Origin of the sequence: Bacillus sp. ISL-51 (assembly GCF_018613535.1) — a bacterium.
GTDB lineage: Bacteria > Bacillota > Bacilli > Bacillales > Bacillaceae > Bacillus.
The window spans coordinates 113,984-126,767 of the sequence record NZ_JAGGQB010000003.1 but is presented as its reverse complement, the minus strand read 5'-3'; the positions used below and the strand labels follow the sequence as shown (position 1 = coordinate 126,767).

12 protein-coding genes and 1 tRNA gene are annotated in these 12,784 nt (G+C 44.3%); 10 read left to right on the top strand and 3 right to left on the bottom strand.

Annotated features, from left to right (window positions below; all coding sequences use genetic code 11):
* Positions 1-67 precede the first annotated feature (67 nt).
* Entirely contained in the window at positions 68-628 is a 561-nt protein-coding gene (locus J7E26_RS02245) for a sugar O-acetyltransferase (protein ID WP_214802731.1), read from the top strand.
* Positions 629-868: 240 nt separating this feature from the next.
* Positions 869-944, top strand: a tRNA-Arg gene (locus J7E26_RS02240).
* Between the two features lie 68 nt (positions 945-1,012).
* Here the strand turns inward: J7E26_RS02240 and J7E26_RS02235 are convergent.
* Complete coding sequence (locus J7E26_RS02235; protein ID WP_214802734.1) at positions 1,013-1,444, bottom strand: VOC family protein; 432 nt, start codon at positions 1,442-1,444, stop codon at positions 1,013-1,015.
* 272 nt (positions 1,445-1,716) lie between these two features.
* Here J7E26_RS02235 and J7E26_RS02230 point away from each other — a divergent pair, with 272 nt between their 5' ends.
* The 5 genes from J7E26_RS02230 to J7E26_RS02210 all read left to right on the top strand — a co-directional run bounded on the left by J7E26_RS02230 (position 1,717) and on the right by J7E26_RS02210 (position 7,071).
* Positions 1,717-2,169, top strand: coding sequence for a MarR family winged helix-turn-helix transcriptional regulator (locus J7E26_RS02230; protein WP_214985116.1), 453 nt, complete (start codon positions 1,717-1,719; stop codon positions 2,167-2,169).
* Positions 2,166-4,820, top strand: coding sequence for an MMPL family transporter (locus tag J7E26_RS02225; RefSeq protein WP_214802737.1), 2,655 nt, complete (start codon positions 2,166-2,168; stop codon positions 4,818-4,820). The genes J7E26_RS02230 and J7E26_RS02225 overlap by 4 nt, the downstream gene beginning before the upstream one ends.
* A 266-nt stretch (positions 4,821-5,086) precedes the next feature.
* Entirely contained in the window at positions 5,087-5,293 is a 207-nt protein-coding gene (locus J7E26_RS02220) for a DUF3237 family protein (protein ID WP_214985113.1), read from the top strand.
* Between the two features lie 31 nt (positions 5,294-5,324).
* Entirely contained in the window at positions 5,325-5,813 is a 489-nt protein-coding gene (locus J7E26_RS02215) for a phenolic acid decarboxylase (protein ID WP_214802740.1), read from the top strand.
* A 727-nt stretch (positions 5,814-6,540) separates the two neighbouring features.
* Entirely contained in the window at positions 6,541-7,071 is a 531-nt protein-coding gene (locus J7E26_RS02210) for a dihydrofolate reductase family protein (protein ID WP_214802743.1), read from the top strand.
* A 38-nt stretch (positions 7,072-7,109) separates the two neighbouring features.
* Here the strand turns inward: J7E26_RS02210 and J7E26_RS02205 are convergent, their stop codons facing one another.
* Together J7E26_RS02205 and slrR are read right to left on the bottom strand one after the other, a co-directional pair.
* Entirely contained in the window at positions 7,110-8,558 is a 1,449-nt protein-coding gene (locus J7E26_RS02205) for a carboxylesterase/lipase family protein (RefSeq protein ID WP_214813061.1), read from the bottom strand.
* A gap of 77 nt (positions 8,559-8,635) precedes the next feature.
* On the bottom strand, positions 8,636-9,094 hold the full coding sequence (gene slrR, locus J7E26_RS02200) for an HTH-type transcriptional regulator SlrR (RefSeq protein ID WP_214813058.1): 459 nt from the start codon (positions 9,092-9,094) through the stop codon (positions 8,636-8,638).
* Between the two features lie 246 nt (positions 9,095-9,340).
* Here slrR and J7E26_RS02195 point away from each other — a divergent pair, with 246 nt between their 5' ends.
* The 3 genes from J7E26_RS02195 to J7E26_RS02185 all read left to right on the top strand — a co-directional run bounded on the left by J7E26_RS02195 (position 9,341) and on the right by J7E26_RS02185 (position 12,779).
* Complete coding sequence (locus tag J7E26_RS02195) at positions 9,341-10,048, top strand: YveK family protein (protein ID WP_214802751.1); 708 nt, start codon at positions 9,341-9,343, stop codon at positions 10,046-10,048.
* Positions 10,049-10,053: 5 nt separating this feature from the next.
* The gene (gene epsB / locus J7E26_RS02190; protein ID WP_214813056.1) at positions 10,054-10,734 is read left to right on the top strand and encodes a protein tyrosine kinase EpsB; all 681 of its coding nucleotides are present in this window, start codon (positions 10,054-10,056) and stop codon (positions 10,732-10,734) included.
* A gap of 224 nt (positions 10,735-10,958) precedes the next feature.
* Positions 10,959-12,779: a polysaccharide biosynthesis protein gene (locus J7E26_RS02185; RefSeq protein ID WP_214813054.1), complete on the top strand. Its 1,821-nt coding sequence runs from the start codon at positions 10,959-10,961 to the stop codon at positions 12,777-12,779.
* Positions 12,780-12,784: the final 5 nt, after the last annotated feature.

Sequence of the window (12,784 nt, the reverse complement as noted above, 5' to 3'; positions counted from 1 at the left end):
GTCTTTGATAAACGGGTGACACCCCTGCATAACTGTCTGTAACAACACATAAGAGGAGAAAATAGTAATGATAAAAGAAAAAGAGAAGATGTTAGCCGGGGAATTATATAACCCGGCTGACTCCGAATTAGCAAAAGACAGAGAAAACGCAAGACGGCTGGTTAGAATGTATAATCAGACTTTAGAAACCGAAGCAGTTAAACGGACTAATTTATTGCGGGAGTTACTTGGTTCAACAGGAGAAAACGTATATATGGAACCAAATATCAGGTTTGATTATGGATATAACACTTTTGTAGGCGAAAACTTTTTCGCGAATTTTGATTGTACCATATTAGATATATGTGAAGTGCGGTTCGGAGATAATTGTATGCTTGGGCCGGGTGTGCAAATCTATACAGCTGCACACCCGCTTCTTCCGACTGACCGCAATACGGGATTAGAATATGGAAAGCCCATTACTTTCGGAAATAATGTATGGATTGGAGGAAGTTCGGTAATAAATCCAGGAGTAACGATAGGTAACAATGTTGTTATTGGTGCAGGTGCTGTAGTTACTAAAAATGTACCAGATAATGCTGTAGTTGGGGGTAATCCAGCTAAATTGATTAAACAACTTGAAATATAAATCGTTTCATAGAGTGCCAGCCCGTGAATTCCTTGTGAAACCCATTAGCCGCTGAACCGACGCCTTTTTCTTAGTGATGCAGGATGATGCTGCTTTTAGGCGCTGCATAATCCTGCCACTATGCATACTTCAACACAGCCATTCTTTATTATGGCTGTAAAGAACACGTATTCACTGAAAAAGAGTTGCTTTCTGTACGTTTCTTTATTATAATATAAAGGTATCTGATTGAAAAAACGTGCGCTCGTAGCTCAGTTGGATAGAGCGGTGGTTTCCGGTACCACGTCTGCCGGGGGTTCGAATCCCTCCGAGCGCGTCTTATAAAGTCAGGAAAGACAAGGGTTTTGGCAAATTGCCGCCCTTGTCTTTTTTTGTTTTCATTCATTACTTATTATCAGCAGCTTGTGTCGAAATTTGCCAGGTGATACCGAATTGGTCTGTTACTTGTCCATATGATGGACTCCAAAACGTTTCTTGAAGCGGCATTTCTACCTTCCCGCCTTCTTTTAGTTTTTCGAACACTTCTATCGATTTTTCTGCATTGTCTATCGTGACGGCGACGGTCACTTGTGATCCAATTTGATACGGCTGGCCCGGGAATGTATCAGAAATCATAAGGTCCGTATGACCCACTTTTAAATGTGCATTCAATACACGGTCTTTTGCTTCAGCGGGAGTAGGGAATTCCGGATTTTCAGGCATTTCTCCGAAAGTTTGTACCCTGACAACTTTTGCATCCAATGCATTCTCATAAAATGTAACAGCTTCTTGCCCATTCCCGTTCATTACTAAATAAGGATAAATCCCTATAACCATTGAAAAACACCTCTTTTAACGTTTTTTTATCGCATGAAAGAAATCATGATTTGTCATGTGATAACAGTACTATAAACTATACAACAGCTTTATTAGAATATCCTGCATCGTTAGTTTAATAAAAAAAATCAGCGTTTTAGCTCTTTTGCGTACACCTTCATATAAACATTCGGTTTTCCGGTAATTATATTGTTGACAATACATAGTTTATAGGGATAAACTTATTTTCGCGGAAGGTTTAGAGGTATCAACTAAATAAGGAGTGAAAGGCATTGGAACAAAAGCTATCTCAAGCAATCGCTCTGTTTTGTGAAGTCCTTTTTGAAGGATCGGAGTTTGTGCATCGTGAAATTAATCAAGATGTAATGAAACATATTTCAAGGGAACAGCTTGATTTGTTAACGATTTTAACAATTAAAGGCCCTTCTTCTCCGAGCAGTTTGGCTCTTATACAAAATGTACATAAGAGCGCGATTTCAAACAGGGTGAAGAAGCTGATAGAAAAAGGGTTAGTTGAATGGACTGACTCACCAAATAATAGCGATAAACGATCTAAGCTTATTGAAGTTACAGAGAAAGGCAAAGCAACAAAAGAGAATTTAGATAAGGCTATTTATAATGCTGTAAAAAAAGTAATGGATGATACAGATGAAGAACATTTGGATTCCTTTATTGAAATATTCACTATGCTAAAAGACAAATTCAAAGGAGGGCCTGGAGAATGAGGTTTGTTGCCAAATTCAAATGGATCATTGCGGCAGCTATTTTAGTATTCACCGTGATATTGAGTATATTTTCTCCTAATTTAACGAAGCTGGCTAGTCAAGAAGGCCAATTTCAGCTTCCGGCTGATGCTGTATCACAAAAAGCAAGCACGCTTTTAAAACAGGGCGGGGAAAATGATCGTTCGATAAGTGTTGTCATTACACTTGACCATGCTTTACAAAAAGACGATCAAAAGAAGATACGCGAATTAGCAGATAACATAAAAAAAATCAATGGGGTCGAAGGTGTCACATCTCCGCTTTCAAGTGACAAGGACATCCGCGATCAGCTTATATCTAAGGATCAAAAGACGGTGCTTATTCCTGTTAATGTAACGGGAGCGGATAAACAGGCGGAAAACATCGCGGATCACATTTATCGGATCATGCCTGACCGCATGAAGGCGTACATTACAGGAGCATCTCTTATCAATCAAGACTTTGCGCACAGTTCAGAGGCCGGCTTAAAGAAAACGGAATTCATAACGGTGTTTTTGATTCTTGGGCTGCTGCTGCTTGTTTTCAGATCAATCGTCACTCCTTTTATACCGATTATTGCTGTTGGGTTTTCCTATTTAATCAGCCAATCCTTATTGGCGATTTTAGTTAAATATGCTGATTTTCCTATTTCTTCGTTCACCCAATCGTTTTTAGTGGCCATCCTGTTTGGAATCGGGACGGATTATTGTATACTTCTTCTCAATCGTTTCCGTGAAGAATTAGCAAATGGACATGACAAGATTGAATCAACCTTTACAGCATACCAAACAGCGGGGAAAACGATCCTTATCAGCGGTTTTGCTGTACTGATCGGGTTCTCTTCCTTAGGCTTTGCGAAATTTGCGATCTTTCAATCTGCCGTGGGAGTGGCAGTCGGAGTTGCGGTATTATTGATTATTCTTTATACCTTGCTGCCAATCTTTATGATGATGATGGGGGAGAAAATATTTTGGCCGTCTAAGAAAGCTTTATCTCATCGTGATAATAAGCTGTGGGCCTTTCTCGGCAAGCATTCTGTTGCCCGCCCATTTCTATTTCTCATCATCACAGCGATCATTACCGTGCCTTTTATTTTGACATATGATAAACAAATTTCCTTCGATTCTACAGCAGAAATAAGCAGTGATTATCAATCAATAAAAGGACTTGAGGCCATAAAGAAAGGCTTCAGCGAAGGAAAAGCTTTCCCAGTGAATGTCGTGATCAAGGGAGATAAAAAGCTGACAACAGCCGGCATCATTCCTTATCTCGGAAACGTGAGTAAAGCTATCGAAAAAGTGGATCATGTTGAATCCGTGATGACAATAACCCAGCCAACCGGAAAGGAAATAACGGATATAACGGTTCATCATCAGCTGGGAGCAGTGTCAGACGGGCTGGATAAAACAACGAAAGGAATTGGCGATGTTCAAAACGGTTTATCCAATATAGAAGGCGGTTTAAGACAAATAGCCGGACAAACCGCTGGTTCAGCTGAAAATGGAGAATCTGGAGGCTCACTGACAGATGCAGCGAATGCGTTAGGAAAAGTAAACGGGCAGCTGCAGCTCGTTGCAAAGCAGACCGCTCAAACGGGTAATGCCAATCAAACGGAATCTCAGCTGACAGCCATCAGCGGACAGCTGGGGCAAATTCAGAGCGGGCTTGAGCAGGCAAATCAGCAGCTTGCAGAACAAGAGAAGCAAGCCGGCACCTTAAAGAATAGTCTCGGTCAGCTTGCGGGCGGCGTACAGAGCGCAAAAGACGGCCTGACAAAAATTTCTGACGGAATATCGGCATCAAGTGATATGCTGAAGAAAATGAGTAAAAGCTCAACCGTTCAGGACACCGGGATTTTCATTCCAGATCGCGTCATGAAAAACAAAAATTTTAAGAAATCCATAGACAATTACAGATTTGCGGATGGCAAGGGCGTTCAATTAAGTGTAGTATTGGACATCAATCCTTACTCGGAACAAGCCATTACCACAGTCAATCAAATAAAAAAAGCCGCAGCTGATGAAGTGATCAATACGCCTCTGGAAGGTTCCGCTATTGTTTACGGCGGAGTGACCAGCCAGAATGCAGACTTACAAGATGTCTCAACAACAGATTTATCACGAACAATGGTGATTATGCTTGTTAGTTTGTTTATCGTATTAACCATTCTGTTCCGTTCGATGATCATGCCGCTCTATATGATGGCATCATTGTTAATCACGTATTACACGTCGATCTCTATCACGAAATTAATTTATGTAAATATCCTTGGCAATGATGGAGTGAGCTGGGCTGTTCCATTCTTTAGTTTTGTCATCTTAATTGCATTAGGAATAGATTATTCAATCTTCCTGCTTGATCGCTTTAAAGAAGAAGTCCATCTCGGCATCAAGCAAGGCATCATAAAATCAATGAGCAAAATGGGATCCGTTATCATGACGGCTGCTATCATTTTGGCGGGTACATTTGCAGCCATGATGCCCTCAGGAGTCACTACGCTGATGGAAGTGGCAACTGTTGTCATTATTGGCCTGCTGCTTTATGGAATCATCATCATTCCTCTGCTGATTCCGGCAATTATCGTAACGTTTAGAGAAGGGAACTGGTGGCCTTTCAGAAGGAAGGATATGTAGGAAGAATAAAGGGAGTGGTGAGCGGATCTACGTTCATCACTCTTTTTATTTAGTGACATTGAATCTCCAGCGCAGGCTCAGTATTTAAATGTATAAAACGATAAGGGCGTAAAAAGGCAAGGAGATCCCCTGTCTTTTTTTGTTATTTGTTTTTCAAAGAAAGCGGGCGGAACATTTGACAGCTTATGATAACGGAGTTACAATTAATTATGTAAATAGTTACATGTATATATAGACATAATACCAATGGAAGTGATACGGCTTGAATGAATCTTCTTTGGAAAAAGCGCTGTCTGTGCAAATCGAAGTGGATGAAGATTGTTGCTGGGCAGACTGAATGGGGGAAGAGGCAGCTGTTTCCGATTCGGGACGGAACCGTGAGCGGTGCTATAAAAGGACGTGTTCTTACGGGCGGCGCTGATGCACAGATCATTCGTCAGAATGCCGGATCGCATTCTATTAGATATTTATGAAGTCAATAATGAAAATGGAGAGTGAATCAGAATGGAGAACTTTATCGGAAGCCACATGATCTATACGTATGAAAACGGCTGGGAGTATGAAATTTATATTAAAAATGACCATACGATTGACTATCGGATTCATAGCGGCATGGTAGGCGGACGCTGGGTGCGCGACCAGGAAGTGAATATCGTGAAGCTGACAGAAGGCGTATTTAAAGTATCCTGGACTGAACCGACAGGCACTGACGTTTCATTAAACTTTATGCCGAATGAAAAACGGATGCACGGTATCATTTTCTTCCCGAAATGGGTTCATGAGCATCCTGAAATCACGGTTTGCTATCAAAATGATTTCATTGACGTCATGAAAGAATCCCGTGAGAAATATGATACGTATCCTAAATACGTCGTTCCTGAATTTGCGGATATTACGTATCTCAACAATGCGGGGATCAATAACGAAACATTAATATCTCAAGCTCCGTATGAAGGAATGACCGATGATATTCGCGCGGGGAAATTGAAATAATAAGGAAAGAAACCCGGTACGGCTACCGGGTTTCTTTTTTATGGCTGTTTTCTGATTTTTTGGCCGTAGAGGCTGGACCGTAAGTACAGCCACCGAACATAAGAACGATTCCTATCCACCGGACTGGATAATAATAGTGTCACGAAGAAAGAGGAATGAAAGTAAAACGATGATCGCTCCAATCACCACGGCAGCAGCCCCGATATAACCTGAGTTTCTCATACAATATCTCCTTTTTCACTGAGTGGGTTTCATTGCGGTGAAATATAACATATTCCCCTCTATTTGGTAAATATTTGCCATTCCCATTGAGCTGGGCATAATGGCTTTCCGATCATCAAGGGCGAACATGCTGCCGATGCCGTGAACTGCAGAAATGTCAGGAAAATCAGCGGCCGCATTCATTATTTTGAGCTCAAGCATGCTGACGTCGGAATATTCAATGGGGCATCGCTGAGAAGCGGACGGATTCGTGAAAAGGCGCCGTCGGCTGCAATGATAAGATCAAAGACGGCCGTCTGTCCGTTTTCAAACTGCAGCTTATAACTTCCGTTCTCAAGTGGTACGGTGCGGGCGAGTTTTATGTCACCATTTAACCGTATCCGGCTTCAGCGATTGTAAAAGTAAATTTCGATTTTTTTATCTGCCTGCTTATCCGGCTCTTTGCAGTATAATGGTCTGTGTAAATTCATTATGAACAGAGGCATAGAACGAGAGGGGACTGAAGATGGACGGTCAAAGAAAGCTGGTATTTTACGGAGCGGTAAGCGCAGATGGTTATCTTGCCCGAGAAAATCATTCTTTGGATTGGTTAATCGGAACTGAAGGTGAAGAAGATACCGATTATGCAGACTTCTATGAAACTGTCGATACGATCATTATGGGCAGAAAAACGTACGAGGAAATATTAACTTTATTGCCTGAGGAATTTCCGTATAAGGGTAAAGAGTGCTTTGTGTTTTCCCAGACATTGACCGGTTCTGCTGAATATGTGCAATTTATTCATGAAGATCCTGCTGATTTTATCAAAGCGTTGAAACGTCAAGAGGGCAAGCGAATTTGGATTGTCGGCGGAGGTGAGCTGCTGCACCCGGTTCTGGAGGAAAAACTTGTGGATGAGTTTATCATTCAGATTGCTCCCGTTCTGCTCGGCCGGGGAATTCCGTTATTTAAACCGAGAGACCGGGAGACCAGGCTGAAGCTGACTGATGTCAGGCGTTATAAGCAATTTGCTGAATTGCATTATGAAGTAAAATGAAAATGAAACCCCAAGGGAGCCGGCTCCCTTGGGGTTTTTTATGCTTGAAAGAGGATGCGGCGTTTTTCTGATTCGGGATCGCTTTCAACAGCTGCAGCCGTGTTAAGAATGAAAGTGTCGCGTGAATCGGTTTGATACTCAGGCCAATTGAAGTGAGGAGTGTTCGGGTTTCCGGTTTTTGCAAAAGCCAGCCATGCGGACTGTATTCGTTTGGAAAGCTGTTTTGTGTCCTCACCAAGCGGTTCTTGCAGTGTCTTTTTCAGAGAATCAAAGTTTCCGAACACAAACGGCAATTCTAAAGCGTGCACGGCTTTATGAAACGGCGGTGTTTCGCCGTGCCAATCAAAGCGGTACATCCAGACCGGCGCGTGTTGCGACTGTCCTTGGGCGAAAGCGACGGCCGGCCGCCAGAAAATCAAATCCGTCATCATATCGATTTGACCGGTTAAGGAATGCGGGTACAAATCAGCCGCTTGTTTGGAGTAGTTTTCTTGGAGGTGGTAAAGCAAATAATCCTGCTGCTTTTCTTCAGAGTGAATTTCTGTATCAGGGGTGAAAAACAAATATGCTTCATCACGATTGGTTCCGATGATCATCGGTATGTCTGCCGCAGCTCCGTCTGCTATGGCTTTTGCCGGCTCCGCAGGCAATGTGGCCGGATCGATGGCGGGCTGAAACAAAAGCTGAAAAATGTTTTGTTCAATTGTGCTCCGCACTTTATCCGCAGTCTCGAGAATGTCATTAACGGAAAGCGCTTGCAATTGATCAGTGCCGGCTTCATGAATAAATGCCGTTGTGATGTCTTTGGCCATGTCCGCCGGCATCGTTTGAGAGGCGCCGCTTTCTAAAATCGCTTTATGAAACAGGCCTTTTGCATCAGGCATTGCCATGAGGGATGCGATGCTCATGCCGCCTGCAGATTCTCCGAACACCGTGACGTTATCAGGGTCGCCGCCGAAAGCGGAGATATTGTCTTTCACCCATTGGAGCGCGGCGATTTGGTCGAGCAAGCCGATGTTGTTGGCATAGGATTCATCAACTGAACCCATGTGTAAGAAACCGAACGGGCCCAGCCGGTAGTTGAGTGTCACCACAATGACGTCACCCTGTCCGGCAAGCACAGACCCGTCGTACATCGGCTCGCTGCCTGCTCCTAAATAAAACGCGCCGCCGTGAATCCATACCATGACAGGCCGGTTCGTTCCGGGGGAGCCGGGAGCGAAGACGTTTAAATAAAGGCAGTCTTCAGATTGGGGCGGCACGTCTCCTGAAAATGACATGGACAGCAAATCACTCGGCTGCGGACAAATCGGACCGAATGAATCGGCATTTTTTACTCCTTCCCAAGATGAGGGCGGCTCAGGCGCTTTGAATCTCAATTTTCCGACCGGAGGCTGTGCATACGGAACGCCTTTCCATGAATGGACGCCATGTTCGGCTGTTCCTTTTAAGGCTCCGTAACGAGTTTTAACGGTAAGTCTAGTCATAACATCATCCCCTTTTTTCTTTTCATTATAAACAGAGATGATGAAAGGAAGCGAATAAAAGCCCTTTCATAAGCATATCATGAGTATCGCTTCCGTTCTAAAAATGATCTGACCTCCTGTACGGACAGGCCCAGGTCTTTTGCTTCCTGCATGAGCGCTTTCCATTCTTCGATATTGGACTCAGTCAGTTTTCTGTTTCTGTAGCGGGCAGGCTCCTGCCGCTTTTCGGTCAGTTTGTTCGTAAAGGTGAACAGCTCTTCCTTTGGCAGTCCCGACTGCACGGCTTGCACAAGATGAATCCGCCATTCATCTTCTGTCTCCCCCATATGATGCAGCATCGTCTCTGCATCAAAAAGTTCTGTCAGATCTATCTGCAGGGTGGATGATACTTTTTTCAGAAACTGTATAGACGGATTTGAGTGAACGCCTCTTTCTATCTTGCTTAAATAAGATTTAGAGACACCCGCTTCAACTGCTAGCTGATTAATAGAGTAGCCTTTTCTTCTGCGGTATAAACGAATTATTCTTCCAATCATTGTGCTGGATTCTCCCCTGTGTACTGGCATTATTTCGTTCATTATAAGAAATTTTTCGTTCTTTATAAAATTTAAAATTATAAGGTAAGTGCAGTAAATAAGAGGAAAATCATGATAATGTTCTCTAAAGAGAACTTAATGGCTTAATTTGAAATTTTCAAATTTCAAGGTTTTCTTTTATAATCCAATCATTAACAGAAGGGGGCGTAAAAGCCTGCTGCAATAAGGCTGAGGGCTATATATTACATGAATGAGAATATGAGTTTTAAAGAGTTATTCGGAATTATCAAGCACAGATTTTTACTGATCTTCATCATGACTGCAGTTGTGACGCTCATAACGGGATACATTCAGTTTCGGGTGATCTCTCCCGTTTATCAGGCGTCGACCCAAGTGCTCATTCATGAAACAGGCGGTGAAAAAAACTCGAGTCTCAGCGACATCCAGCTGAATCTTCACTACAACAACACATTTCAAACCATTATGAAAAGCCCGGTTGTGCTGGAGAAGGTGAAACACTCCTTACACCTTTCTGAAACGGCGTCTGCCTTAAAAGGAAAGATTGTGACTAGCAGCGAAACCGAATCTGAAATCATTACGGTTGCAGTGCAGGATAAAAACCCGGCCCGGTCGGCTGCTATTGCGAACACGCTGATCAAAACATTTAAACAAGAGGTCCGCGACAGGATGAATATGAAAGGTGTGGTCGTTCTGTCTGAGGCAAAGGCTTCGGAAAGTCCGATGGTCAAGCCTTCGCGCATCCGAAACATCATCATGGCATTCGGTGCGGCTCTTATGGCAGGTGTTACACTGGCGTTTTTTCTGCATTTTCTTGATGAAACCGTTAAAAGTGAGCGGCAGCTTAGCGAAAAAACAAACTTGCCTGTATTAGGGGTTGTGTATGACATCAAAAATCAGCAGACACAATCTGACGAAAAATATTTCGGGGAGTGAGGCGTTTGGGCTTTAGAAAAAAGAAAACAAGACGAGGGTTGGCTCAAATATCCGTGTTACATCATAAATCATTGGTAGCCGAACAATATCGAACCATTCGGACAAACATTGAGTTTTCCTCTGTCCAGACCCATTTACGCTCCATTCTCGTCACGTCTTCCGTTCCGGGAGAAGGAAAGTCATTCAGCGCCGCTAATCTTGCGGCAGTATTCGCGCAGCAGGAGAAAAAGGTGCTGCTTGTGGATGCGGATTTAAGAAAACCGACGATTCACGAGACTTACCAGCTTGAAAATGTACAGGGCCTGACGAATGTGTTGGTTGGAAACGCTTCACTCGGTGAAACGGTTCAAAAAACGCTGATTGATAATCTCTACGTATTAACGAGCGGGCCGACGCCGCCGAATCCGGCTGAACTTCTTTCTTCAAAAGCGATGGGAGAGCTGATCCAGGAGATCTATACCCAGTACAGCCTGGTGATTTTTGATTCTCCGCCGCTTTTGGCAGTGGCGGACGGCCAGATTTTGGCGAATCAGACAGATGGAAGCGTGCTCGTCGTATTAAGCGGAAAAACCAAAATGGATACCGTCCAAAAAGCGAGGGACGCGCTCCAGCAGTCTAAAGCGAAGCTCTTGGGCGCGCTGCTCAATAAAAAGAAAATCAAAAAAACAGAGCATTACTCGTATTGAGCGATGCAGGTGATGTCTCCTTACCTTTATCAACGGAGGCACTCGGCTCTGCTGTGGGCAGCGGTTGAAGCTGCCTTAGATGCTGGTCGTCGGTGGCGGGGTGTGAGGACGGGTTAAATGCCCATTTTATCTTCAAGATGATACAGGTTATCGGTTTAGCTGTTACGCCTGTTTTTTTAAAAGAAAACCGTATCAGCTAAACCGATAAATGAGGAGGGGAAAGATTGAGTTACCGGAGAAGACTTTCAATGATTTTCGCATTGGATACTTATCTCGTTTTACTTTCTGTTATTATAGGATATCAATTTTTTGAGGATTCTTATCATTTTCACGACTCCGGAGCATTGCTGCTGACTGCGGTCAGCATGCTTATCAGCCACCATGTATGCGCTTTTTTGTTTCATCAATATAAGCAGGTGTGGACGTATACGGGGATCGGTGAACTGCTCGCTCTGATCAAGGGGATTACGCTGTCTGCCGCCATGACGGCAGCCATTCAATATGCGGTGTTCCATACGGTCTTGTTCCGTCTTCTGGCCGTCAGCTGGATGGTCCAGCTTTTGTTTATCGGCGGCAGCCGCATGGTCTCGCGAGTGCTGAAGGAAACGATCGGGAAGAAACAAAGCTCCTCTTCCCGCGCGCTTATTATCGGGGCTGGCTCGGGCGGCACGCTGCTGGTTCGGCAGCTTTTGCAGAAAAATGACCTTGGGATGACGCCTGTTGCATTTATTGATGACGACCAGACGAAGCATAAACTTGAAATTATGGGGCTGCCCGTGATCGGCGGAAAAGAAAGCATTATGCCGGCGGTGCAAAAGCTGAGAATTCACCACATCATTATTGCAATTCCGTCGCTTCGCACCCATGAGCTCCAGACGTTATATAAAGAATGTGTGCAGACAGGCGCGCATATTAAAATCATGCCTCAATTTGACGAAATTCTGCTCGGGTCACAGACGGCGGGCCACATCAGAGATGTAAAAGCTGAGGATTTGCTTGGGAGAAAGCCGGTGACCCTTGATACAAGCAAGATTTCAAACAGCATAAAAGGAAAAATAATTTTAGTCACGGGCGCAGGCGGCTCGATCGGTTCGGAAATATGCCGGCAGATCTGCGGATTTCAGCCGAAAGAGATCGTCTTGCTCGGACATGGGGAAAACAGTATTCACTCCGTCCATGCCGAACTGGCCGGACGCTTCGGCAGGCAGGTGGCCTTTCATACGGAAATCGCTGATATTCAGGATAGAGATAAAATCTTTACGTTGATGAAAAAATATGAGCCGCACGTCGTCTACCATGCGGCTGCCCATAAGCACGTGCCGTTAATGGAACGTAACCCTGAAGAAGCTGTCAAAAACAACATCCTCGGCACAAAAAATGTGGCGGAAGCCGCCGATATGTGCGGAACGGAGACGTTCGTGCTGATTTCTTCTGACAAAGCAGTCAATCCTGCAAATGTCATGGGGGCAACGAAACGTTTCGCGGAAATGGTCATTATGAATCTCGGCAAGGTCAGCCGCACCAAATTTGCGGCCGTCCGCTTCGGAAACGTGCTCGGCAGCCGCGGCAGCGTCATTCCGATTTTTAAGAAGCAGATTGAAAAAGGCGGCCCCGTTACCGTCACACATCCGGCGATGACGCGTTACTTCATGACGATTCCGGAAGCGTCACGGCTTGTCATTCAGGCCGGCGCGCTTGCAAAAGGCCGGCAGATTTTTGTGCTGGATATGGGGGAGCCAGTAAAAATCGTCGACTTGGCCAAAAACCTGATTCATTTATCAGGATATACGACAGAACAGATTCCCATCGAATTTTCCGGCATTCGTCCCGGAGAAAAAATGTATGAGGAATTGCTGAATCATAACGAAGTACATACGGAACAGATTTTTCCGAAAATCCATATTGGGAAAGCGGTAGACGGCGATTGGCCCGTGCTCATCCGCTTTATGGAAGAATACAGCCGGCTTTCGGAAGCCGAGCTGAGAAAAAGGCTGTTTGAGGCGATTGAGTCAGCACACGAAATAGAGGCGGCAGGCGTTCAATAGGAGGA